A 22320-nucleotide genomic window follows, 5' to 3' on the forward strand; every position below is an offset into this window, starting at 1 on the left:
GGCGGCTCAGCGGCCCCTGAACTCGGGCCGCCGGCGCTCCACGAAGCTCGCGACGCCCTCGTTCGCGTCGTGCGTGCCCATGTTGAGTTCCTGGGCCGTGGCCTCCGCCGCGAGGGCCGTGGAGCGGTCCGAGTCGAGGGAGGCGTTGACCAGTGCCTTGGTCATGGCGAGCGCACGCGTGGGGCCCGCCGCGAGGCGTTCCGCCCACTCCCTCGCCACCTTCGGCAACTCGCCGTCCGGTACGACCCGGTTGACCAGGCCGAGCCGCTCCGCGTCGGCGGCGGGCAGCGCGTCGCCGAAGAACATCAGCTCCTTGGCGCGCTGCGGGCCGATCAGGCGGGGGAGGAGGTAGGCGCCGCCCCCGTCCGGGACGAGGCCGCGGCGGACGAACACCTCGATGAACCGCGCCGACTCGGCCGCCAGGACCAGGTCGCAGGCCAGTGCGAGGTGCGCCCCGATGCCCGCCGCCGTGCCGTTCACCGCCGCGATCACCGGCTTCTCGCAGTCCTGGACGGCGGTGATCAGGCGCTGCGCGCCGAGGCGGATCATGCGGGCCACGTCGCCCGTCACCCGCTCCCCGGCGTCCGCGCCCCCGCCCCGCAGGTCGGCCCCGGCGCAGAAGCCCTTGCCCGTCGCGGTGATCACGACGGCCCGTACGTCCGGGTCCGCGGAGGCCTCGGCGAGCAGCGAGATGACGCGTTCCCGCTGGTCCCAGGTGACGGCGTTCATGGCCTCGGGCCGGTTGAGGGTGATCCACGAGACGCCGTTGTCAGTGGCGTGCAGTACCAATGAGTCCAGGGACTTTTCGGGTTGCGTGGCTTGTGTTGGTTGCGTTGGTTGTTCAGGTTCTGCGGGGGAGGGCTGGGTCATGGGGGAGCTCCGTCTTGTCGGCGGTGGAGGGGCGGCGGCCGGTTCAGCGGCACACGGCGAGGGCGTCGAGGGCGACCGCGCCCTGGCCGCGTGGCAGCACCATCAGCGGGTTGATGTCCAGCTCGGCGAGGTCGTCGCCGAGTTCGAGCGCCATCCGCTGCACGCGCAGGATCACCTCGACCAGCGCGTCGATGTCGACGGGCGGCGCCCCCCTGACCCCGTCGAGCAGGGCCCGCCCGCGGAGTTGGTCGAGCACGGCCCGCGCCTGGCTCTCGCCGAAGGGCGGCACGGCGACGGCGGTGTCCCGCAGCACTTCTACGAGTACGCCGCCGAGGCCGACGGTGACGGTGGGGCCGAACAGGTCGTCGCGGGTGACGCCGACGACCATCTCCACGCCCCGCTCGACCATCTGGCAGACGAGAACGCCGTCGAGCTCGATGCCCTCGTAGCGGGCGATGTCGGTGAGTTCGCGGTACGCGTCCCGTACCTGGCTCGCGGACGTCAATCCGACCTTGACCAGGCCGAGTTCGGACTTGTGGGCGAGCTGGGGCGCCGATGCCTTCATGACGACCGGGTAGCCGACGAGGGAGGCGGCCCGCACCGCCGCCGCGGCGCTCGTCACCAGCTGCTCGCGCGGCACCCGGATCCCGTACGCCCGCAGCAGCTGCTTGGCCGCGTGCTCGCTCAGCTGGTGGCCCGGGCGCATCAGGGCCTGCGCCTTGCGGAAGGAGGGCGAGGGCGTGCGCGGCGCCTCGTCGAAGGGAGAGACGTACGAGGCCGTGAAGCGGTGGTGGTCGAGGTAGGCGCGGACCGCGCTGATGCAGTTGGCGAAGGTGCGGAAGGTGGCGACGCGGGAGGAGCCGAGGAGGGTCGTGCGGTAGGCGTCCTCCGTGCCGACGGGCGAGCCCCACACCACGCATACCAGCTTGTCCGTCTGCTCGGCCGCGTCCACCAGGTCCTGCGCCAGTTTGTCGCTCATGGGAGGGAAGGGGCCGGTGATGGGGCAGATGAGGACGCCCACGGACGGGTCGGCCAGGATCGCGTCGATGATCTTGCGGCCGCGCCAGTCGCCGACCGGGTGGCCGCCGTTGTCGACCGGGTTCGCCACGCTCAGGTAGTCGGGTATCCACTGGTGCAGTTCGTTCTGCTTCTCCTGGGGGAGAGTCGGGAGGTGGAGGCCGGCTTCCGTGGCCAGGTCGGAGAAGTGGGCGCCTGTGCCGCCGGAGATCGAGTAGACGACGACGCCGTCGGCCTGCGGCGGCTTCGCGCGGGCCAACAGGGCGGAGGTGTCCTGGAGTTCGTCGAGCCCGTCGACGCGGATGACGCCGAACTGCCGCATGGCGGCGTCCACGACGGTGTCGGCGCCGGTGAGCTTCCCGGTGTGCGATGCGGCGGTGCGGGCGCCGGTCTCCGTCCGGCCGACCTTCACGGCGACGACCGGCACCCCTTCGCGTGCGGCCCGGTCGGCGGCGAGGAGGAAGGAGCGGCCGTCCTTGAGGCCCTCCACGTAGCAGGCGATGGCGCCGACCTCGGGGCGTTGAGAGAAGTACGAGATGAAGTCGGCGGTCTCCAGGTCGGCCTCGTTGCCGGTCGGCGCCCAGTGGGAGAGCCGGATGCCGAGCTCTTGGAGGGAGAAGACGGGGCGGCCCTGGTGGCCGGACTGGGTGATCAGTGCGATGGCCGGCCCGTCGAGGTCCTCGCGGAAGCGCTCGAAGGCGTTGAGGTTGGTGTTCGGGCCGAGCAGCCGCAGCCCGGACCGCTCCACGGCGGCGGAGAGCCGGGCCTGCGCGGCGGCGCCCTCGCCACCGGTCTCGGCGAACCCGGACGCGAAGGCGACGGCGAACTTCACCTTCGTGTCGGCGAGTTGCTCGATGACGGGCAGCGGATCGGCGACGAGCAGCACGGCGAGGTCGACCTGCTCGGGCAGCTCGGCGACGGAGGAGGAGCAGGGGAGGCCGAAGACCGTCTCGCGGGTGGGGTGCACCGGATACAGGCGCGCGCCGACCCGCTCCGCCCAGCCCATCAACTGCCGGGTGATGCCGGTGTTGGGTCGCCCCTCGGCATCGGACGCGCCGACGACGGCGACGGACTCGGGCCGGAAGAACCGGTCCAGGTCCGGTACGTCGGAGTGCAGCGGGAGGCCGCTGACGTCCAGCTCTTCGGTACCGGCCCGCCCGTGCACGGCGGGTCCGGGCTGCTCACCGCAGGCGATCACGCGGGCCCGGCGGGAGTCGGTGGTCAGGGTGCCATACGTCGATCCAAGCATCGGTCCGCCCGCTCCTGTGTGTCAGCGACATCTCTTGCCTGTGCGGCTTGTGCAGCCTGTGCAGTCGCAGCTTGTGCAGCCTGTGCAGTGCCTCGAAGTCCTCCGAGGGTCAACTGGAAATCAATAACTGACGCTCTGTCAGATTACTTAACTGACGCTGTGTCAGGAACAGGGCTGCACGCAAAAAGCTGGGGCGGATGTTCTGAGGGGCGTACTCGTGCCGGTGTCCCGGCGGGTCCTGGTGCTCAGGAAGGGGGACTCAGGACGGGAGTTGGGCGGCCACTGCCTTGCCGATGCGGCCGGCGTCCAGGGCCAGTTCGCGGAGCATGCCGGATATCGGGTTCGTGTAGCCGGTGAAGTGGAGGCCGGGAGGTGAGGGGGTGCGCCGGGAGGGGGTGCGGGGTCTTCCGGTGGCGGGGTCCAGGACGTCCAGGTGGCCCACCAGGTCCTGGAGGCCCTGCTGGTAGCCGGTGGCCGCGATCACCGTGTCCGGGGTGACGTGGGTGCCGTCGGAGAGGACCACCGCGTCCGCGTCGAAGGAGGTGACGGCGGCGACGGGTTCGACCTTCCCGGACCGCACGGCGTCGATGAAGCCGACGTCCTGCACCGGGATGGCGCCCTGGCGTGCCCGCGAGTAGAGGCCGGTGTCGGGGCGTTGCAGGCCCCGCGCCGACAGGTCGGGGACGCTCAGCTTGCCGAGTGGTACGGCGAGCCGGTCGACCAGGCCGACCGGCAGGCGCCGGCAGAGGATGCCGGTGCGCTGGGCGGCCCAGCCGAGCGTGGAGCGGCGCACGATGTGCGGCGCGGTGCGCACGGCGATGCGGACGCGCGCGGCGCCGCCCTCGATCAGGTCGACGGCGATCTCGGCGCCGGTGTTGCCCGCGCCGACGACGAGGACGTCCTGGCCGGTGAAGGGGTCCGGGTTGCGGTACTCGCCCGCGTGCAGCAGCTTCCCGGTGTACGTGGAGGCGCCGGGCCAGTCGGGCAGGTGCGGGGTGTGGTTGTAGCCGGTGGCGACGACCACGGCGGCCGAGGTCAGCTCGCGGCCACCGGTGGCCCGCAGCAGCCAGCCCGAATCGTCGGCGGCCCGCTCGATGCGGGTGACCTCGACGCCGGTGACGACTTCCAGGTCGTGGTGCTCGGCGTACTTCTCCAGATAGCGCACGACGTCGTCGCGGGCGACCCAGCGGCCGAAGCGGCGCGGCATCGGGAGGCCCGGGAGGCCGGAGAGGCGGCGCGTGGTGTGCAGGTGGAGGCGGTCGTAATGGCCGCGCCAGGAGGTGCCGACGCGGTCGGACTTCTCGAGGACGACGGCCCGGACGCCGTGCGCCTCGAGGCCGACGGCCGCGGCGAGTCCGCCGGGGCCGCCCCCGATGACGTACACGGGCGGGCGTTCATGGCTGCGTGCCGGTGCGTGTGGGGAGTCGGCCATGTACGGAGCGTATTGCGGCGCCGGTTTGAGCGGGACCGGTCAAGACGGAAACCGGTTGCGAATTGATCACGGGCCGCGATCGGGGTCGCCCGGCCGTTGCTGCGTGCGGGGCCCTTGCGGAGGCGGTGCCGGATGGGTTGAACTGGCCTACCCGAGGAACTGACGTACCGTCAGAAAATGGAGGAGGGGCCGGACTTCATGGACGCGATAGGGCTCAGCGGCGCCGAGTGGCTCGCCGTGCTGCGCATCGGGCTCGGCCTGTGGTGGCTGGAGAGCTGGCGGCACAAGGACAAGAAGGGCTGGTTCGAGCGCGGGACGGGGATCGCCTGGGCCGCGGATGTGGCCGGCAAGCACAAGTGGAACGCGGTGCGCAGCGGCTTCGAGGTCGTAGTGAAACCGCGGCCGAAGACGATGGCGTACGTCGTGGTGTATGCCGAACTCGCCCTGGGGGTCGGCCTGATCCTCGGGTTCCTGACGCCGATCGCGCTGGTCGGCGGGCTGCTGTTGAATCTGTTGTATTTCACGCTCATGATCCATGACTGGGCCGAGCAGGGGCAGAACGCGATGATGGGCCTGATCTCGCTCGTCGCGCTGTTCGCCATGTCCTGGCAGTCCTGGTCCCTCGACCACGCGATCGGACTGTTCTCGTGAGTGCTGACACCGCCGGTGCCGCTGGGGCCGACGTACGTTTCGATGTTCCCGAGCCCGATGCCTTCACGCAGCCCTACTGGGACGCGGCCGCCGGGGGGCGGCTGCTGCTCAGGCACTGCGGGAGCTGCGGGCGTGACCATCACTATCCGCGCGAGTTCTGTCCGTTCTGCTGGAGCGAGGACGGGCGGTGGGCGGACGCGAGCGGCCGGGCCACGCTCTACACGTGGTCCGTCGTGCACCGCAACGATCTGCCGCCCTTCGGGGGCCGCACCCCGTACACCGCCGCCGTCGTCGACCTCGCCGAGGGGCCGCGGATGATGACGGAGATCGTGGACTGCGCGGAGGCCGACCTGCGGATGGGGATGGACCTGACGGTCGACTTCCGGGAGGGCGGGGAGGGCTTCGCGGTACCGGTGTTCAGGCCTGCGGTGTAGCCGGGCGGGGCTGTGGTGGCGCGTGCCGTGACCGCGTGGTCGTGCGGTGGCCTGCGTCGTAATCCGGTGGCTGTGCGGATGCGGGCGTGGCCATCATGGCCGGATGACGACCTCACGGGCACGCACCGGCGAGTGGCTGCTGACGTCGGCCCTCGATGAATTCGACGAACAGGCAGGGGAGTTGCTGGCCTCCGACCCGGCCCTGCACACGGTGGCGCTCAGCGTCACCGCGCGCATGCGGGCGTCCGGCTGGGCGCGTGACGGCGCGCGCTTCGGGGTGTGGACGGGTCCCGGCGGCAAGGCGGACGGCTACTTCTTCTGGACGCCGCCGTACTTCCTGTACGTGGCGCTGCCCGGCGAGGACGCGGGCCGCGAGGATGCGGGCCGCAAGGAAGCGGCGGGCGCCCTGGTCGACGCCGTCGCCGAACTCCCGCTCGACGGTGCGAACGGCGCGCTGGAGTCGACCGCCGCCCTCGCCGGGGCCTGGCGCGAACGGCATCCCGGCGCGCGGGCCGAGCGCGTGATGCGGCAGCGGCTGTTCCGGCTCGGCGAGCTCACGCCACCGAAGAGCCTGCCCGAGGGCGGGGCGCGGATCGCGGGCGGGACCGACCGGGACCTCCTCGTGGACTGGCACATGGCCTTCGAGACGGAGGCGCACCCGCGCGACGCCGCGTCGCGGGAGCAGGCCGAGGCCTGGGCCGACGAGCGCATCGCCTACGGCGGCGTCACCCTCTGGGAGGACGGCGGCGATCCTGTCTCGATGGCGGGCCTCACCCTCGGATCGCTGGGCACCGTCCGGGTCGCCCCCGTCTACACGCCGCCCGCGCTGCGCGGCCGGGGGTACGCGGCCGCCGTCACAGCCGAGGTCAGCCGGGCCGCGCGGGCCGAGGGCGCCGAAGAGGTACTGCTCTTCACGGACATCTCCAACCCGACGAGCAACGCCCTCTACCAACGCCTCGGCTACCGGCCGGTCCGGGAGTTCGCGGTGTGGGAGTTCAGGCGCTGAGGGGCGCGGCCGGGGAGGCGCGGGGTACGGCCGACGCGCTGACGGGCACGGCCGGGCGAGCCGACGTGCCCGGCCGACGAGCTAAGGGGCACGGCCGGCGGGCCGAGGTGCACGGCCGAGAGGAGCCGCGGGGTACGGCCGACGCCCTGACGGACCCGGTCGGCCCGACCCCTCACGGCCACAGCAGCTCCTTGGTCCAGCCCTCCGCCGTGCGCAGGTACCTGAGGCGTACGTGGCGGCGGCGGGCGTCGCCCTGGAAGAACTCGACTTCGTCCGGGGCCAGCTCGTAGACCGTCCAGGAGGGGGCGGCGGCGTCCGGTTCGCGCTGCGCGCGTTCCCACGCTGCGTCCGAGGCGCGCTCCAACTCCTCGTAGGAGCCGAGCGGTTCGCTCTGGTGGCCGACGAGGGCCGAGGCGAGCGCGCCGGTCGAGCGGGCGTGCAGATCGGCGTGGGCGGTCTCGGGTGGCGCCGTGCGGACGGGGCCGCGGACCCGGATCTGGCGGCCCTGCGCCGGCCAGTAGAAGCCGAGCGCCGCGTACGGGTGCGCGGCGAGCTGGCGGCCCTTCGCGCTGCCCGCGTGCGAGGCGAAGTGCCAGCCGTGCGCCTCGTCCGCGCCGTGCAGCATCACCGTACGGACATCGGCGCGGCCCTCGGTGTCCGTTGTCGCGAGCGAGGGGGTGTGCGGCTCGGGCTGGCCCGCCGCCACGGCCGCGGCGAACCACTCCGTGAACAGGGCGAGGGGTGCGGCGGGCGCGTCCCGCGGGTCGAAGGCGGGCAGCTCGGTGTCCCATACGCGCAGGGAGCGCAGCAGGGCGTCGAGATCGGGTGCGGGTTCCGGTTCCATGGTCCCCGATCGTTCCATGGACCGGTTCTCGCGTGCCGGTGGCTCGGGTCGGCGCCCTTCCCGCGGGTCATCCCCTCTCAATCCCGCCCCAACACCACCGTCCCCGCCGAGCAGAACCAGCCGCCCGTCCCCGACGCCACGGCCAGCTGCGGCAGCGAACCGTCCGTCCGCCGCACCTGATGGCCGCCCGCCTCGCCGCGCAGTTGGCGTGCCGCCTCCACCAGGAGGAAGAGGCCGCGCATGCCGGGGTGCTGGGCGGAGAGGCCGCCGCCGTCCGTGTTCGTCGGGAGTTCGCCGTCGTGCAGGAGGCGGCCCTTCTCGACGAACGCGCCTCCCTCTCCCTTGGCGCAGAAGCCGAGGTCCTCCAGGGTCACGAGCGTCATGTACGTGAAGGCGTCGTAGATCTCCGCGATGTCGATCTCGGCCGGGGTCACCCCGGCCCGCTCGAAGGCCAGGCGGCCGCTGACCGCCGCCGGCGAGACCGTGAAGTCGTCCCACTCGGACATGGTGGTGTGCGAGACGTGCTCGCCCGAACCCAGCACCCACACCGGCGGTTTCGCGCAGTCGCGCACCAGGTCCTCGGCCACCAGCAGCACCGCCGCGCCGCCGTCCGAGCGGATGCAGCAGTGCAGTTTGGTGAACGGGTCGGCGATCATCGGCCCGTCGAGCACCTCGTCGACCGTGATCGGGTCGCGGAACATGGCGCCCGGATTGCGGGACGCGTTCGCGCGGGCCTGGACCGCGACCTGGGCGAGCTGATCGAGGGTCGTGCCGTACTCGTGCATGTGGCGGCGGGCCGCCATCGCGTACTTGGCGATGAGTGAGTGGCCGTACGGGACCTCGAATTGCAATGGGCCGCGCGCACCGAACGACAGGTTCGAGGTGCGGCGCTTCGCCTTGATGTCGGCGCGGGCCGTGGAGCCGTAGACGAGGAGGACGGCGCGTGCGTGGCCCGCCCGGATCGCGTCGGCCGCGTGCGCCGCCATGACCTCCCAGGTGGAGCCGCCGACCGAAGTGGAGTCGACCCAGCGGGGTTTGAGCCCCAGGTACTCGGCGACCTCGACCGGTGCGAGGGTGCCGAGGCCCGCGCTCGCGAAGCCGTCGACGACGTCGGGGGTGAGCCCCGCGTCGGCGAGCGCCCGGCGGGCGGCCTGGGCGTGCAGGGCGTAGGGAGTGGCTTCGTCGACGCGGCCGCAGTCGGAGAGGGCTATGCCCGTGATGGCGACCTTGCTTCCGGTCTCAGTCATGAATCTGACGGTACATCAGATACGGGGTGCGGAGCAGTTGGGTGTGGAGGAGTGCGCGTAGCTCTGGGCATCCGGCGGTCGGCGTCCTAACATGACGCCCCGTCAGAAAGGGGCCCACATGGACGCCAGGTTCACCGAGGAACAGCAAGAGATCCGCCGTACCCTGCGCGAACTCGCCACCAAGCGCTGCACCCCGGACGACGTCAAGGCCGCCACCCGCACCCCCGCCGGCCATGACCTCGCTCTGTGGGGCACCCTCAGCGCGGAGCTCGGGCTACCGGGGCTCGCGCTGCCGGAGGAGTGCGGGGGTGTGGGCGGATCCATCGTGGAACTCGCGCTCGCGGCGGAGGAGTTGGGGCGCGTTCTCGCTCCCACGCCGCTGCTCGCAGGCAGCGGGCTCGCCGCCCCGCTCGTCTCCGCCCTCGGTACGGAGGCCCAGCGCTCCGCGCTGCTGCCGAAGATCGCCGAAGGCACCCTGACCGCCACGCTCGCCGTGCCCGGCACGGGCCTCGCCACCGCCCTCGGGCTCGTCGCCGACAACGCTGGGGACTGGGCGGGCGGCGGCCGGGCCGGCGGCGTGCAGGCCGCCCGGCAGGAGAACGGATGGCGCCTCTACGGGCAGGCCGAGCAGGTGCTCGACGGCCACAGCGCCGGGCTGCTGCTCGTCGCCGCGCACACCGGAGGCTTCGCCCGCTCCCGCACGCTCCTGTTCCTCGTACGCGAGGACGCCCCCGGGCTCGTACGCGTACGCCAGACGGCCATGGACGAGACGCGGCCGCAGGCGCGCATCGAACTTCGCAACGTCGAGGCCGAGTTGCTCGGCGAGGAGGACGGTGATGTGACCGGGGCGCTCGCCGCCGTCGGGGACACCGCCGCCACCCTGCTCGCCGCCGAGGCCGTGGGCGCCGCGGACCGGGCGCTGGAGCGGACCGTCGAGTACGTCAAGGAGCGGGAACAGTTCGGCAGGCCCGTCGGCTCCTTCCAGGCCGTGAAGCACCGGCTCGCCGATGTGTACGTACAGGTCCAGGCCGCGCGCTCGGCCGCGTACTACGCGGCATGGGCTGCGAGTACCGCCGACGAGGCACGGGTCGGCGGCCTCGCGCTCGCCCAGGCGCTCGAGGCGCTGCGGACCGGGGCGGGGGAGGCGGTGCAGCTGCACGGCGGCATCGGGTTCACCTGGGAGCACGACGCGCATCTGTACCTGAAGCGGGCCGCCGGCGACGAGCTGCTGTTCGGGCCCGTGCACCTGCTGCGCGACCGTGCCGCGCAGGCCGCCGAGCTGTTCGCACCGGGTCCCGGTCTGGAGGTGGCGGTCTGATGGCGCCGCCGGGCATCAAGCTGGTGCAGAAGGTGTCGTCGACGCGGACGTTCGGCCGCCTCGCGCCGCACGTCATCCCCGCTCTCGACCGCACCGTGCACCGGCTCACACGCGGAAAGGTGCTGCTCAGCGCGCAGATGCTGCCGGGCGTGATCCTCAGCGTGCGGGGCGCGAAGAGCGGGATCGAGCGGCGTACTCCACTCGCGTGCATGCCCGAGGAGGAGCGGGGGACCTGGCTGCTGATCGGGTCGAACTTCGGGCGGCCCGGTCATCCCGCCTGGACCGCGAACCTGCTCGCGCATCCGGACGCCGAGATCAACTGGCGCGGGGCGGACGTCCCGGTGACGGCCCGGCTCCTGGACGGCCGCGAGCGGGAGGAGGCATGGGCGGCGGCGCTGAAGTTCTGGCCGCCCTACGCCGCGTACCAGCGGCGGGTGGAGCGGGAGATCCGGCTGTTCCGCCTGGAACGCCGCTGAGCGGCCGGCCGCGAACTGCAACAGCGGCGGCTCACGTTGCACCACGCGAACCGCCGCTGCACGACAGGACCAGGAAGAGTTACTTGGCGGGCTTCTTTCCGGTCACGCCCAGGTGCACCAACATCGCAAGGTTCGGCTTGAGTTCGGCCTGCTTCACACCCCAGGACTGGAAGCCCTTCTGGTGCGAGGCGACCGCGGCGAGCATGGCGACCAGTGAACCGGCGACCGCGGCCGGGCTCACGTCCTTGTCGACCTTGCCCTTGTCCTGAAGATCCTTGACGGCGTCCGCGAGGGAGTTGTTCACCGAGTTCAGGATCTTCATGCGGAGCTTGTAGAAGCGCTTGTCACCCTCGGCCGCGCCGAGGTCGACGACCCGCAGGATCGCGTCGTTCTTGCGCCAGAACTCCAGGAACCCGTCAACGAGTTCCTGCGCCGTGGCCCAGCCGGCCTTGCCGACCCAGGAGCGGTCCGCGACCAGTTCGGTCAACCCCGCACCCACGGTGGCCATTTGCTCGGCGATCTCCAGGACGGCGCCCTCGACGTCCGGGAAATACTGGTAGAAGGTCGCGGGCGAAGTGCCCGCCTTTCGCGCGACATCAATGACTTTGACGTCCCGGTAGGGCGAGGAGCTGAGCATCTCGCCGAGGCAGTCGAGCAGCTTCTGACGTGTTGCCTGACCGCGTCGGCCGGCCACGCGGCCGTCGACGGTCCGTACTTGTCCTGTCATGCCGTCAGCTTACCGAGGGGTGATCGGAGCGCGATCTGGCCGACTGCAAATGGGGTTGGCCGTCATGACCTCCGGTCAAATGACGCGCCGTGAGCGACTGGAATTGGCCAAACGTTCGAATTTCAATCACGGCGGCCCGTTCGGCCTGGTTAGCGTGACGCCCATGCGTCCCGCCCGCCGCGATCGGCCCGCCCTCCCCGAATTTCCCGAAGGGGCACCGTGCTGGGCCGACGCCCGGCTCGCGGATGTCGAGGCGGGCAAGCGGTTCTACGGCGATCTCTTCGGCTGGACCTTCGACGAGGGCGCGGGCGCCGAGCGCGACTACTACACGGCGGCCTACAGCGAGGACCGTGCCGTCGCCGCCCTCGCCCCGGCGAATCTGGGCGTCCAATGGCGCATGCACCTGGCCGTGCGCGACGCGTACGCCGCCGCCGAACGGGTCTTCGCGGCGGGCGGGCACATCGAGGCGGGGCCGCTGTCCGGCGGGACGGAGGCGACCGTGGCGCTCGCGCGGGGCCCGGAGGGGGCGGCGTTCGTGCTGCGGCAGGCGGGGAGCCACCGGGGTTTCGAGCGGATGGGCGGGGCCGGGGCGTTCTGCGGCGTCGAGCTGCTCACGCCGGATGCCGCGCTGAGCGATTCCTTCTTCGGAGCCGTATTCGGAGAGGAGGCCTTCGGGGCGGCGGTGCGCCGTAAGGTCGTCCCCGAGGGGCTCGGCCGGTTCCTGCTGCACTTCGGCTGCGCCGACGCCGGTGCCACGGCGGCGGCCGCGGTCCGCCTCGGCGGGCGGGTGCGGGTGGGCCCGCACCCCACGGCGTACGGACGTGCCGCCGTGATCGAGGATGATCAAGGGGCGGTGTTCGCGGTGTGCGAGCAGGAGTAGGGCCTGTCGTTCGACGACGGGTCCTGGGCCCCGAATGCTCCGAGACACCCCGTTTTGACCCGAGGTTCGCAACTGAGGGCCGAGACAGGAAGAATCGGGGTGCGTGCCGCCGTGGCGCTTCGGTGGTGAGACGCTGACGGGGGCCGTGAGTGCGGTGGCCCGCACGGGGAGGTGGCAGGCAAGTGATGGATCAGCTGACGCAGCACGATCCGAGGCGGATCGGTCCGTTCGAGGTTCTGGGACGGCTCGGCGCGGGCGGCATGGGCCTGGTCTATCTGGCGCGCTCGGCTTCGGGCCGACGCGTGGCGATCAAGACGGTGCGTACGGAGCTCGCCGAGGACCAGCTGTTCCGGGTCCGTTTCACGCGCGAGGTCGAGGCGGCACGGGCGGTGTCCGGTTTCTACACGGCCGCCGTCGTCGACGCCGACCCGCGCGCGGCCGTGCCCTGGCTCGCCACCGCGTACGTACCTGCGCCCTCCCTCGAAGAAATAGTGAACGAGACCGGGCCGCTGCCCGCCCAGGCCGTGCGCTGGCTCGCCGCGGGCATCGCCGAGGCCCTGCAGTCGATCCACGGCGCGGGCCTGGTGCACCGCGACCTCAAGCCGTCGAACGTGCTGGTCGTCGAGGACGGCCCGCGCGTCATCGACTTCGGCATCGCGTCCGGCGTCTCGAACACGCGCCTGACGATGACGAACGTGGCGGTGGGCACGCCCGCGTACATGTCGCCCGAGCAGGCGAAGGACTCGCGCAGCGTGACGGGCGCCTCGGACGTCTTCTCGCTCGGCTCGACCCTCGTCTTCGCGGCGACCGGGCACGCCCCGTTCCACGGCGCGAACCCCGTCGAGACCGTGTTCATGCTGCTGCGCGAGGGCCCGGACCTGGAGGGGCTACCGGAGGAGCTGCGGCCGCTCCTTGAAGCGTGCATGCAGATGGAGTCGGTCAAGCGGCCCTCCCCGGCCGACCTGCAGTCCCAGCTCGCCCCCCACCTGTTCGGTGCGGGCAGCGACGACAGCGGCACCGCGTCCGCCTGGCTGCCCGAGCGCTCCGTCGCGCTGATCGAGACGCGCCGCGGCGGCCGCCCCGCCCCCAAGGCCCCCGCGACCCGGCCGCCGGGCCCCGGCGCGCACGCCGCTCCGAACGGGCACGGTGCGCCGATCCCCGCCATGCCCTCGCAGCCGCCCGCGCCGCCCATGGTCCCCGCGTCCCCGCCCGTGGGCACGGACGGCTGGCGGCACTCGCCCGTGCCCGCGGGCCAGAGCCTCGTGGCCGACGGGCCCGTGCACCTGGCCGGGGCGCAGGTGCCGATCGGGCCCGGACCGCGGGTCGCCGACGCGCGGGCCGCCGCCGTGAAGGCGCCGCCCGCCGAATCGGGCCTCGCCGGATCCTGGTCCCGCTCCAAGCCCGCGGTGAACGGCTCGCACGAACCGGTCGTGCCCGCGCCCTCCGTCGCCGAGGGTGCGCCCTGGCGGCCCTGGCGCTTCCGCATGTCGAACGATGTGTGGGGCACGCCCGCGGTGGCCGGCGACCTCGTCTACGTCACGTCGTTCGAGGTGCACGTCCTGGACGTGGCCACCGGGCGGCGCCGCTTCAAGACCCGTGACGTCGCCTGGTCCATGGCCGTCGCGGACGGCTGTATCCACGCCTCCGACGGCCCCACGCTGTGGGCGCTCGACGCCCGCGACGGCAGCGACCTGTGGCGGATCCAGACCGACGCCTGGGTGTACGCGCTCCAGGCCGCCGGCGGCACCGTCGTCACCGCCACCCGCGGCGGCGGAGTCCAGGCCCGCGAGGCCGTCAGCGGCGACCTCCAGTGGGAGATCACCGGCTGCCAGACGGACTTCGAGGCCACGGAGGCCGGACCCGTCATGTACGACGGCACGGTCTACGTGTGGCAGGACGCGCGGCTTCGCGCCCTCGACGCCCGTACGGGTGACGAGCGCTGGTCGTACCCGATCGGCGACGCGGGCTCCTGCGGCGGTGTCCCGATGCGTCTCACGCCCGCGCCCGACGGCCATGTGTACGTCGCCGCGGGCACCCGCGTCCTCGCCATCGATGCCGCATCGGGCCACGTCCGCTGGCACTTCGAGGCGCCCGCCGTGTTCCTCAGCCCGCCCGCGTTCGCCCCCGGCGCCGCGGTCACCGGCGGCGGCGTCTACCTCGTCGACCACCTCGGCACCGTGTACGCGCTCGACGCCACCGACGGCCGCGACCGCTGGCGCATCGCGACCGAGGCCCGGCCCTCGTCGGTCGACCCGGTCCTGGTCGCGCAGGGACATGTGCACGTCGGCAGCGGCCAGGGGCTGTACACCCTGGACGCCGTGACCGGCACCCCGAAGTGGCGCTTCCAGGCAGGCGGCGAGATCGCCGGGGCGCCCGTGGTGGCGGACGGGCGCATTCACTTCGGCTCCACGGACCACCTGCTCTACACGCTGAAGGCCGACGACGGCCGCCTGCGCTGGAAGCTCGCCACGGGCGGCGAGATCACGGGAACACCGGTCGTCAGGAACGGCGTCGTCTACGCATGCAGCAAGGACCGCTGCGTGTACGCGCTGGACGCGGAGAAGGGGACCGGGACCAGTCGGTGAAGGTCCCGGGGGTCTTCTCAGGGCCCTCTGCCTATCGGGGCCCGGCCCCGATAGGGTGCCCCGCGTGATGAAACGGGGACTGAAACTGACAGCGGTGGCGACGATGGTGGTGGTGGCCCTCACGGGGTTCACCACCGGCCGGAGCCACGGACACTCCAAGAGCCGGAGCAGCAGCAGCGGGGGCGGCTGCAGCAGCTCGTCCCAGAGCCACGACTCGACCTCCTCGCACGTCTCCAAGGGCGGCAGCGGCAGCAGCTACACCCGGCACACCCGGCACCGCTCCACGACGCCGTCGTCCTCCGCCACGAGGAACCTTCAGGACGCCACCGTGAAGCTGCTCAAGTGCGCCGACGCGCAGCAGGCGTACGCCCTGGTCACGGTCACCAACCCGAACAGCACGCGCGTGCGGTTCGACGTGCACGGCGCCTTCCTCGGCGCGGGCGGCAACACGGTGGCCGACCGCCACCACGAGGTCGAGGTGGCCTCGCGGGGCAAGGCGACCGTTCAGGTGCCGGTCGGCAGCAAGACCCTCGCCGCCGACGTCGACCGCTGCCGCATCGACCCGTACGCCCGCGCGCTGGGCTGACCGGACTCAACGCACCCTGAACTCCCGGCTCTGCGTACGGGAGTTGAAGAGCTCGGCCTGCCGCTCCGGCGGCAGGTTGCCCAGCTTGATCAGGTCGGGGGCAAGGGCGAAGGCGCGCTCCCGGTTGGCCGCGGTGGCCGCCCAGATCGCCTTCACGGTGCCCTGGACGGCCTCCGTCGGATGCGAGGCGATGGTGGCGGCGCACCGCGTCGCCGCCGCCAACGCCCCACCGGCCTCGGTGACTTCGGACACCAGGCCCACCTCGTGCGCCCGCCGCGCCGACATGCGTTCCGCCGAGCCCATCAGTGCGAGCCTGGCCACCTCGCCCGGCGGCATCCGCTGCGCCAAGTAGATCGACTCGAAGGCGTTGACCATGCCGTACGTGGTGTGCGGGTCGAAGAACGTCGCCGTCTCGTCCGCGACCACGAACTCCGACTCGCCGATCAGGTAGAACGCCCCGCCGCAGGCCATCCCGTTGACCGCGGCGATCACCGGCTTCCACAGGTCGTTGGCCTTCGGCCCGACCGTGGGGAGCGGATCGTCCGCCGAGTACGGGGAGTCCGGCTGCGGCACGTCCCACCCGCGGTCGATGCCCGTGCAGAACGCCCGGTCACCGGCCCCGGTCAGGACGATCGCCCGCACGGTGTCGTCGAAGCGGAACTCCCGCCAGGTCTCCGCCAGTTGGGCGACGGTGGCCTGGTCCAGGGCGTTGTGGCGGCGCGGGCGGTCGAGGGTGACGGTGGCGACGCCCGTGCCCTTGTCGATCTCCGTGCGTACGGTCATGAGCGCTCCAGCACCCAGCGCGGCACCGTCACCCCGTCGACCTCCGTGAACGCCACCTGCACCCGCGCGCCGATCTTGAGGCGGTCCGGGTCGACGGAGTTGAGCGGGGCGTCCGGGGCGGAGACCAGATTGCCGACGAGGCGGATCCGGGGCGCCTCGACCAGTTCGACGACGATCGCGTTGTACGGGGCCTGGGCGGCGTAGGCCGGAAGCAGTGGCGGGTGGGGGATGACGTAGGACCAGATGCGTCCGCGGCCGCTCATCCTGCGCCATTCGCTGTCGAAGGACTGGCAGTGCGGGCAGCAGGGCCGGGGCGGAAACCGGAGTTCCCCGCAGTCTGCTTCGGCGCAGGCCTGTATGCGGAGTTCGCCCCGGGCGGCGTAGTCCCAGAAGGGGGCGCCGTCGTCGTCGAGGGTGGGGGTGAGGAGTTGGGACGTTGTCGTCGCGTCTGCCATGAGCTGTCCTCCGGGTAGGCAATTCCAGCCCCTGCGGCGTTTGAGCAGCGGGGTCCGGGGCGGAGCCCCGAGACCGCAACGCCGTCACGGCGCAAGGTGACAATTAGGCGCGCAGCAGTAGCGCGGACGTAGGCACACCCTCACCCGCCGTCACCAGACAGGTTTCCGCGTTGGGGACCTGCGCCGTACTGACCCCCCGCAACTGCTTCACGCCCTCGTTGATGAGGTTGAAGCCGTGGACGTACGCCTCCGAGAGGCCGCCGCCGCCCGTGTTGATGGGGAGCCGCCCGCCGATCTCAAGCGCCCCGCCCTCCGTGAACGCCGCGCCCTCGCCGCGCCCGCAGAACCCGTACCCCTCAAGCGAGAGCGGGATGAGCGGGGTGAACGCGTCGTAGATCTGGGCGACGTCGACGTCCTCGGGGGTGACGTCCGCGTTCTTCCACAGGTGGCGGGCCGCCGTCCACGCGGGCCCGGTCAGCGGGTCGTCGTTCCAGTAGTTGACCATGCCGTGGTGCTGCGCGGGCAGGCCCTGCGCCGCCGAGTGCACGTAGACCGGCTTCTGCCGGCAGTCGCGGGCGCGCTCTGCCGACACGATCACGCACGCCAACGCGCCGTCCGTCTCCAGGCAGTTGTCGAAGAGGCAGAGGGGTTCGCTGATCCACCGCGAGGTCATATACATGTCGCGGGTCATGGGGCGCTCGTACATCATCGCGGCCGGGTTCTGGTTGGCCCGGTTCCGGCAGGCGAGCGCGACGTTGAAGAGGTGGTCCCGCGTCGCGCCGAACTCGTGCATGTAGCGGCGGGCCAGCATGCCGATCTCGTCGGCCGGGCGGAGCAGCCCGTACGGCCGCGTCCACTGGGCGGGCGTGGGGAGTTGGACGGCCGTGTTCTTCCAGGGGCGCGGCCCCGAACCCCGCTTCCGGGAGCGCCACGCGATGCCGACGCTCGCCTGGCCCGTGGCGATCGCCGCGACCAGGTGGGCGACGGTCGCGCACGAACCGCCGCCCCCGAAGCCGACCTTGGAGAAGAAGGTGACGTCCCCGGCCCCGATGGCCTTGGCCACCTCGACCTCGTCCGTCTCCTCCATCGTGTAAGAGGCGAAGGCGTCGACCTCGGACGGGGATATCCCCGCGTCGTCGAGCGCGTCGATGATCGCCCGGCACGCCAACGTCTTCTCGGATTCCGGGAGTTGCTTCGCGAAGGCCGTCTGTCCGATACCGACGATGGCCGTCGCGTCCTTGAGTCCCGCCATGGGCACCCCCACTTGTTCCGTCTGCCGCCTGGTCCGCTGTGCTGACAGCGCGTCAGGCTACAGCTAATCTGACGGATAGTCAGCTACGGCGTTGTGGGAGGTCGTTCGATGCGTACGGATGGCGAGTGGGGAACGGTCCCGGAGCTGGTACGGGACGCAGCCGAACGGTACGGCGAGCGCGAGGCCGTGGTCGAGGGGCGTACCCGGATCTCGTACGCGGAACTCGGCGAGCGCGTCGAGCGGGCCGCGGCGGCATGCATGGCGGCCGGTGTGGAGGCGGGGGACCGGGTCGCGGTCTGGGCGCCGAACACCCTGGACTGGATCGTCTCCGCGCTCGGCGCGGTGAGCGCGGGAGCCGTCCTCGTACCGCTCAACACCCGCTTCAAGGGCGGCGAGGCCGCCGACATCCTGGGCCGCTCCCGGGCCCGGCTGCTGTTCGTCACGGGCACCTTCCTCGGCACGTCCTACGTGGCGTCGCTGCGGCGCGCGCAGGAGGCGGGGGCCGAACTGCCCGCCCTGGAACAGGTGGTGGTGTTCGGCGACGGCGCGCCGCAGGCCCCCGGCTACCGGACCTGGAAGGAGTTCCTGGCCGGCGGCGACAAGGTCACGGCCGCCGAGGTCCGCGAACGCTCCGCCGCCGTGGACGCTGCCGCGCCCTCGGACATCATCTTCACGTCCGGCACGACGGGACGCCCCAAGGGCGCCGTCATCACCCACGCCCAGACGCTGCGCGGCTACGAGATCTGGGCGGACCTCGCGGGCCTGCGCGAGGGCGACCGCTATCTGATCGTGAACCCGTTCTTCCACACGTTCGGCTACAAGGCCGGGGTCCTCGCCTGCCTGATGCGCGGCGCGACGATGGTGCCGCAGCCGGTCTTCAACGTGGACACGGCCCTCGCCAACATCGCGTCCGAGCGCATCTCGGTCCTGCCGGGCCCGCCCACGCTCCACCAGTCCCTCCTCGACCACCCGGCGCGCGACACCCACGACCTGTCGGCGCTGCGGCTCGTCGTGACAGGAGCCGCGGTGGTCCCCCTGCGGCTCGTGGAACGGCTGCGCGGCGAGCTGAACGTGGCCACGGTGCTCACCGCGTACGGGCTCTCCGAGTCCAGCGGCATCGCCACGATGTGCCGCCGCGGCGACCCGGCCGAGGTGATCGCCGAGACGTCGGGGCGGGCGATACCGGGCACGGAGGTCCGGGTCGATTCGCCCGCTCCCGGCGAGCCGGGCGAGGTGCTGGTGCGCGGCTTCAACGTCATGCGCGAGTACTTCGAGGACCCCGCGGCCACGGCCCAGGCGATCAGCCCGGACGGCTGGCTGCGGACCGGCGACGTCGGGGTCATGGACGCGGCCGGCAACCTCCGGATCACCGACCGCATCAAGGACATGTTCATCGTGGGCGGCTTCAACGCCTACCCGGCCGAGATAGAGCAGCTCATCGGCCTCCACCCCGCCGTCGCCGACGTCGCGGTGGTGGGGGTCCCCGACAGCCGGCTCGGCGAGGTCGGCAAGGCGTACGTGGTGCGCAGGGCGGGCGGGGTGCTGACCGAGGACGACCTCATCGCCTGGTCGCGCCGCGAGATGGCGAACTACAAGGTGCCGCGCGAGGTCGCCTTCGTGCCGGAGCTGCCGCGCAACGCGAGCGGCAAGGTCGTGAAGGCGCAGCTGCGGCGGTGAATGTCCTCAACGCCTGCCCGGGCCCGCTGACGCCGCCGCGATCTCCCGGCGGCTGGAGAGCCCCAGCTTGGCGAGGATGTGCTCGACGTGCGCGTCCGCCGTCCGCTTGGAGATGACGAGGCGGTCGGCGATCTCCCGGTTGGTCAGGCCCTGGGCGACGAGGGCCGCCACCTCGCGCTCGCGGCGAGTGAGGACGTCCGACGAGGTGGCGGCCGGGGGCGCGGCGGGCTCCGGCGGGGTGTCCGCGTCGGAGCGGACGGCCTGGAGGATCTGCGTCCCGGTGAGGCGGGCGCCGCGCTCGTACCAGCGGGTGAACTCGTCCTTTCCCAAGCCGAGTTCGAGCGTCCTGCGGGCCCGGCCCGTCGGCTCCTTCAGCAGGGCGGGCAGCATCGCGAACGGCTCGCCGCCCACCCGCGCGTGATCCGCGTACCCCATCAGCCAGGTACCCCGTACGAGCCGGCCGTCGTCCGCGGCCAGCCAGGAGAGGCCGAGACAGCACACCGCCGCGACCAGGATGTTCTCGATCTCGCCCGCCAGGTCGAGCGCGCCGCGCAGCGGATCGGCGGCCTTCGTGCGTGCCCCCGAGACGCAGCGGATGACGCCCTGCGTGCACAGCAGCGCGCCGCGCAGCTGGTTCTCCCCGGCCCGGCCGATGAGGTCGAGGCCCTCCTCGCACCACTCCAGGGCGCGCGCCGTCTCGCCGACGACGGCCAGCGCGAGGCCGCCTTCGTAGCAGGCCGCGCCGTAGCCGAGGAGGTCGTCCGCGTCCCGCAGCCGCTGCCGCGCCGCGGCCATGGCGGCGGGGCCGCCCGGGTCCCCGCCGACGGTGGCGACGCCGCCGAGTGACAGCCGCGCGAAGTCGGCGATACGGGTGACGCCGAGGCTGTCGGCCATCTCCAGCGCCTGCCGGTAGCGCTCGCGGCCCCCGACGCTGTCGCCGGACCTGGCCACGGCGAGCCCGCTGATGAACAGCCCCCAGGTCCGCTCCGCACACGCGTCGGGCACCAGGGCGAGCCCCTTCTCCAGCCAGTGCAGCCCCTCGCTCAGCATCCCGGTGGACCGCCAGTACATCGACAGGTTCGCCGCCATGAACAGGCCCTCGGCCGCGTGACCGCCGTCCCCGTACGCGTACTCGAACGCGGCCCGCAGATCGGCGTGCTGGGCGCGCAGCGCGCGGTGCAGCTCCAGCTGCGTCGGTGTCGTGTAGGTCTCCATGTAGCGCCGCACGAGGTCCTTGTGGTGGGCGAAGTGCCGCTCGCGCACCGCGTCCGTGCCGCCCGTCTTCGCGAGCCACTCGGCGCCGAACTCCCGCACGGTGTCCAGGAGTCGGTAGCGGTCGCCGGTCTCGTCGACGCGGCGTACGACGGACTTGTCGACCAGGCCGATGAGCTGTCCGAGGATCTCGTCGGCCCGCAACTCCTCGTCCGAGCAGATGACTTCGACCGCCTGAGGGTCGAAGGACCCCGCGAAGACGGAGAGCCGCGCCCACAGCAGCCGCTCCTGCGGGGTGCACAGCTCGTGCGACCAGCCGATGGCCGTACGCAGCGTCTGGTGCCGGGTCAGCGAGGTGCGCCGGCCGCCGGTGAGCACCTCGAAGCGGCGGTCGAGGCGCGACGTCAGCTGCGCGAGCGGCACGGCGCGCAGCCGCACCGCCGCGAGTTCGAGCGCGAGGGGAATCCCGTCGAGCCGCCGGACCAGGGCGGTGACCTGCTCCCGGTTCTCGTCGGTGACACAGAATCCGGCCGAGGCCTCCCGCGCCCGCTGCACGAACAGCTCGACCGCGTCCGGTTCGGCGAACGGCGGGATGCGGCAGCACAACTCGCCCGGTACGTCGAGCGGTTGACGGCTGGTGGCGAGCGCCCGGACGTCCGGCGCCTCCCGCAGCAGGATGTCGGCGAGCATCGCGCAGCCGTCCACGAGGTGCTCGCAGGTGTCGAGGACGATCAGCAGCCGGCGGCCCTGGAGGTGGGCGACCACCGCGTCCAGCGGGTCGCGGCCCGACTGCTCGGGCAGCTGAAGCACCGCGGCGAGGGTCGCGGGGAGTAGCTCGGGGTCGCGCAGCGCCGACAGCTCGGCCAGCCAGATCCCGTCCGGGTAGGACGCGCGCAGTCCCTCGACCGCGCGCAGCGCCGTACGGCTCTTGCCGACACCGCCCGGCCCGGTCAGCGTGACGAGCCGGGAGCGCTCCAACGCCCCTCTGACCTCTGCCAGTTCCTTGTGGCGCCCCACGAAACCGGTGAGCTCCACCGGGAGTTGGCCGCTCCTGCGCTGACCGAAGCCGAATCCCATGCCGCCCTCGCCGCCTTCCGGGACACCGACCCGCCACGGACCGTGATCCCACATCGTACGCAGCGTGAATGGTGTGCGGGGCGGGCTCAGCCGGGTACGTCCACGATCGCGTCGGCCACGCGCGCCTGACGTCCCTGCCCCGGCGTCAGCGTGCGACGAACTGCGTCAGAATCGCCTGCACTTCGTAGATGTCGACGCCCTTGGTGAAGGTCTTCTCGATCGGCACCGAGTTCCCCGATATCCAGATCTTGAGTTCGGCGTCCAGGTCGAAGTGACCGGCCGTCTCCACGGCGAAGTGGGAGATGCTGCGGTAGGGCACCGAGTGGTACTCGACCTTCTTGCCCGTCATCCCCTGCTTGTCGATGAGGATCATGCGCCGGTCGGTGAGCAGGATCGCGTCGCGTATCAACTGGTAGGCGCCGAATATCTGTTCACCCTGGCCGAGCAGCCGCCCGTAGTCCTGCGCGGCCTTGGCCGGGTCGATCGTATGAGCGTTGCCGAACAGTGCCATGGAGATCCCCGTTTCGTCGTCGTACTGCGTG

20 protein-coding genes are annotated in these 22320 nt (G+C 72.2%); 9 read left to right on the plus strand and 11 right to left on the minus strand.

Annotated elements, in window-relative coordinates:
• Positions 1-6: 6 nt before the first annotated feature.
• The 3 genes from OHA73_RS24840 to OHA73_RS24850 all read right to left on the minus strand — a co-directional run bounded on the left by OHA73_RS24840 (position 7) and on the right by OHA73_RS24850 (position 4568).
• Positions 7-870, minus strand: coding sequence for an enoyl-CoA hydratase/isomerase family protein (locus tag OHA73_RS24840; protein WP_327656160.1), 864 nt, complete (start codon positions 868-870; stop codon positions 7-9).
• Positions 871-913: 43 nt separating this feature from the next.
• Entirely contained in the window at positions 914-3136 is a 2223-nt protein-coding gene (locus OHA73_RS24845) for an acetate--CoA ligase family protein (RefSeq protein WP_327656161.1), read from the minus strand.
• Between the two features lie 259 nt (positions 3137-3395).
• Positions 3396-4568, minus strand: a complete 1173-nt coding sequence (locus OHA73_RS24850) for a flavin-containing monooxygenase (RefSeq protein ID WP_327656162.1) — start codon at positions 4566-4568, stop codon at positions 3396-3398.
• A 198-nt stretch (positions 4569-4766) separates the two neighbouring features.
• On the opposite strand from OHA73_RS24850, the gene OHA73_RS24855 reads away from it, so the two are divergent.
• The 3 genes from OHA73_RS24855 to OHA73_RS24865 all read left to right on the plus strand — a co-directional run bounded on the left by OHA73_RS24855 (position 4767) and on the right by OHA73_RS24865 (position 6659).
• Complete coding sequence (locus OHA73_RS24855; protein WP_327658522.1) at positions 4767-5219, plus strand: DoxX family membrane protein; 453 nt, start codon at positions 4767-4769, stop codon at positions 5217-5219.
• Positions 5216-5653: a Zn-ribbon domain-containing OB-fold protein gene (locus tag OHA73_RS24860; RefSeq protein ID WP_266712752.1), complete on the plus strand. Its 438-nt coding sequence runs from the start codon at positions 5216-5218 to the stop codon at positions 5651-5653. The genes OHA73_RS24855 and OHA73_RS24860 overlap by 4 nt, the downstream gene beginning before the upstream one ends.
• A 103-nt stretch (positions 5654-5756) precedes the next feature.
• Positions 5757-6659 (plus strand): GNAT family N-acetyltransferase, encoded by a 903-nt coding sequence (locus OHA73_RS24865; RefSeq protein ID WP_327656163.1) that lies wholly within the window; start codon positions 5757-5759, stop codon positions 6657-6659.
• Positions 6660-6831: 172 nt separating this feature from the next.
• Here OHA73_RS24865 and OHA73_RS24870 read toward each other — a convergent pair whose 3' ends face one another.
• Both OHA73_RS24870 and OHA73_RS24875 read right to left on the minus strand, forming a co-directional pair.
• Positions 6832-7503 (minus strand): pyridoxine/pyridoxamine 5'-phosphate oxidase, encoded by a 672-nt coding sequence (locus OHA73_RS24870; RefSeq protein WP_327656164.1) that lies wholly within the window; start codon positions 7501-7503, stop codon positions 6832-6834.
• Positions 7504-7580: 77 nt separating this feature from the next.
• Positions 7581-8750 (minus strand): thiolase C-terminal domain-containing protein, encoded by a 1170-nt coding sequence (locus tag OHA73_RS24875; protein ID WP_327656165.1) that lies wholly within the window; start codon positions 8748-8750, stop codon positions 7581-7583.
• A 118-nt stretch (positions 8751-8868) separates the two neighbouring features.
• On the opposite strand from OHA73_RS24875, the gene OHA73_RS24880 reads away from it, so the two are divergent.
• On the plus strand, positions 8869-10068 hold the full coding sequence (locus tag OHA73_RS24880; protein WP_327656166.1) for an acyl-CoA dehydrogenase family protein: 1200 nt from the start codon (positions 8869-8871) through the stop codon (positions 10066-10068).
• Entirely contained in the window at positions 10068-10544 is a 477-nt protein-coding gene (locus OHA73_RS24885; RefSeq protein ID WP_266712762.1) for a nitroreductase family deazaflavin-dependent oxidoreductase, read from the plus strand. The genes OHA73_RS24880 and OHA73_RS24885 overlap by 1 nt, the downstream gene beginning before the upstream one ends.
• A gap of 79 nt (positions 10545-10623) precedes the next feature.
• On the opposite strand, the gene OHA73_RS24890 is transcribed toward OHA73_RS24885, so the two are convergent.
• Entirely contained in the window at positions 10624-11271 is a 648-nt protein-coding gene (locus OHA73_RS24890) for a TetR family transcriptional regulator (RefSeq protein WP_266712764.1), read from the minus strand.
• Positions 11272-11434: 163 nt separating this feature from the next.
• Between OHA73_RS24890 and OHA73_RS24895 the strand changes: the two genes are divergently transcribed.
• The 3 genes from OHA73_RS24895 (at position 11435) to OHA73_RS24905 (ending at position 15322) form a co-directional block, all read left to right on the plus strand.
• Entirely contained in the window at positions 11435-12151 is a 717-nt protein-coding gene (locus OHA73_RS24895; protein ID WP_266712766.1) for a VOC family protein, read from the plus strand.
• Between the two features lie 182 nt (positions 12152-12333).
• Positions 12334-14736 carry an outer membrane protein assembly factor BamB family protein gene (locus OHA73_RS24900; protein WP_327656167.1) on the plus strand — a complete coding sequence of 801 codons (2403 nt, stop codon included), beginning with the start codon at positions 12334-12336 and terminating at the stop codon, positions 14734-14736.
• Between the two features lie 103 nt (positions 14737-14839).
• On the plus strand, positions 14840-15322 hold the full coding sequence (locus tag OHA73_RS24905; protein ID WP_443063225.1) for a hypothetical protein: 483 nt from the start codon (positions 14840-14842) through the stop codon (positions 15320-15322).
• Positions 15323-15328: 6 nt separating this feature from the next.
• Here the strand turns inward: OHA73_RS24905 and OHA73_RS24910 are convergent, their stop codons facing one another.
• The 3 genes from OHA73_RS24910 to OHA73_RS24920 all read right to left on the minus strand — a co-directional run bounded on the left by OHA73_RS24910 (position 15329) and on the right by OHA73_RS24920 (position 17812).
• Entirely contained in the window at positions 15329-16105 is a 777-nt protein-coding gene (locus OHA73_RS24910; RefSeq protein ID WP_327656168.1) for an enoyl-CoA hydratase/isomerase family protein, read from the minus strand.
• Positions 16102-16560 carry a Zn-ribbon domain-containing OB-fold protein gene (locus OHA73_RS24915; RefSeq protein ID WP_327656169.1) on the minus strand — a complete coding sequence of 153 codons (459 nt, stop codon included), beginning with the start codon at positions 16558-16560 and terminating at the stop codon, positions 16102-16104. Before OHA73_RS24915 ends, OHA73_RS24910 begins: the two co-directional genes overlap by 4 nt.
• A 103-nt stretch (positions 16561-16663) precedes the next feature.
• On the minus strand, positions 16664-17812 hold the full coding sequence (locus OHA73_RS24920) for a lipid-transfer protein (protein WP_267069597.1): 1149 nt from the start codon (positions 17810-17812) through the stop codon (positions 16664-16666).
• 108 nt (positions 17813-17920) lie between these two features.
• Here OHA73_RS24920 and OHA73_RS24925 point away from each other — a divergent pair, with 108 nt between their 5' ends.
• Entirely contained in the window at positions 17921-19489 is a 1569-nt protein-coding gene (locus tag OHA73_RS24925; protein ID WP_327656170.1) for a FadD3 family acyl-CoA ligase, read from the plus strand.
• A gap of 6 nt (positions 19490-19495) precedes the next feature.
• Here OHA73_RS24925 and OHA73_RS24930 read toward each other — a convergent pair whose 3' ends face one another.
• On the minus strand, positions 19496-21778 hold the full coding sequence (locus OHA73_RS24930) for an ATP-binding protein (protein ID WP_327658523.1): 2283 nt from the start codon (positions 21776-21778) through the stop codon (positions 19496-19498).
• A gap of 145 nt (positions 21779-21923) precedes the next feature.
• Positions 21924-22289: a PH domain-containing protein gene (locus OHA73_RS24935; protein WP_266718773.1), complete on the minus strand. Its 366-nt coding sequence runs from the start codon at positions 22287-22289 to the stop codon at positions 21924-21926.
• Positions 22290-22320 lie beyond the last annotated feature (31 nt).

The organism is Streptomyces sp. NBC_00483 (genome assembly GCF_036013745.1).
GTDB lineage: Bacteria > Actinomycetota > Actinomycetes > Streptomycetales > Streptomycetaceae > Streptomyces.

Bases quoted from the DNA above. Each gene is read 5' to 3' on its own strand.
- OHA73_RS24840 (WP_327656160.1), bottom strand. From the start codon at position 870: ATGACCCAGCCCTCCCCCGCAGAACCTGAACAACCAACGCAACCAACA.
- OHA73_RS24845 (WP_327656161.1), bottom strand. From the start codon at position 3,136: ATGCTTGGATCGACGTATGGCACCCTGACCACCGACTCCCGCCGGGCC.
- OHA73_RS24850 (WP_327656162.1), bottom strand. From the start codon at position 4,568: ATGGCCGACTCCCCACACGCACCGGCACGCAGCCATGAACGCCCGCCC.
- OHA73_RS24855 (WP_327658522.1), top strand. From the start codon at position 4,767: ATGGACGCGATAGGGCTCAGCGGCGCCGAGTGGCTCGCCGTGCTGCGC.
- OHA73_RS24865 (WP_327656163.1), top strand. From the start codon at position 5,757: ATGACGACCTCACGGGCACGCACCGGCGAGTGGCTGCTGACGTCGGCC.
- OHA73_RS24870 (WP_327656164.1), bottom strand. From the start codon at position 7,503: ATGGAACCGGAACCCGCACCCGATCTCGACGCCCTGCTGCGCTCCCTG.
- OHA73_RS24875 (WP_327656165.1), bottom strand. From the start codon at position 8,750: ATGACTGAGACCGGAAGCAAGGTCGCCATCACGGGCATAGCCCTCTCC.
- OHA73_RS24880 (WP_327656166.1), top strand. From the start codon at position 8,869: ATGGACGCCAGGTTCACCGAGGAACAGCAAGAGATCCGCCGTACCCTG.
- OHA73_RS24885 (WP_266712762.1), top strand. From the start codon at position 10,068: ATGGCGCCGCCGGGCATCAAGCTGGTGCAGAAGGTGTCGTCGACGCGG.
- OHA73_RS24890 (WP_266712764.1), bottom strand. From the start codon at position 11,271: ATGACAGGACAAGTACGGACCGTCGACGGCCGCGTGGCCGGCCGACGC.
- OHA73_RS24895 (WP_266712766.1), top strand. From the start codon at position 11,435: ATGCGTCCCGCCCGCCGCGATCGGCCCGCCCTCCCCGAATTTCCCGAA.
- OHA73_RS24905 (WP_443063225.1), top strand. From the start codon at position 14,840: ATGGTGGTGGTGGCCCTCACGGGGTTCACCACCGGCCGGAGCCACGGA.
- OHA73_RS24910 (WP_327656168.1), bottom strand. From the start codon at position 16,105: ATGACCGTACGCACGGAGATCGACAAGGGCACGGGCGTCGCCACCGTC.
- OHA73_RS24915 (WP_327656169.1), bottom strand. From the start codon at position 16,560: ATGGCAGACGCGACGACAACGTCCCAACTCCTCACCCCCACCCTCGAC.
- OHA73_RS24920 (WP_267069597.1), bottom strand. From the start codon at position 17,812: ATGGCGGGACTCAAGGACGCGACGGCCATCGTCGGTATCGGACAGACG.
- OHA73_RS24925 (WP_327656170.1), top strand. From the start codon at position 17,921: ATGCGTACGGATGGCGAGTGGGGAACGGTCCCGGAGCTGGTACGGGAC.
- OHA73_RS24930 (WP_327658523.1), bottom strand. From the start codon at position 21,778: ATGGGATTCGGCTTCGGTCAGCGCAGGAGCGGCCAACTCCCGGTGGAG.
- OHA73_RS24935 (WP_266718773.1), bottom strand. From the start codon at position 22,289: ATGGCACTGTTCGGCAACGCTCATACGATCGACCCGGCCAAGGCCGCG.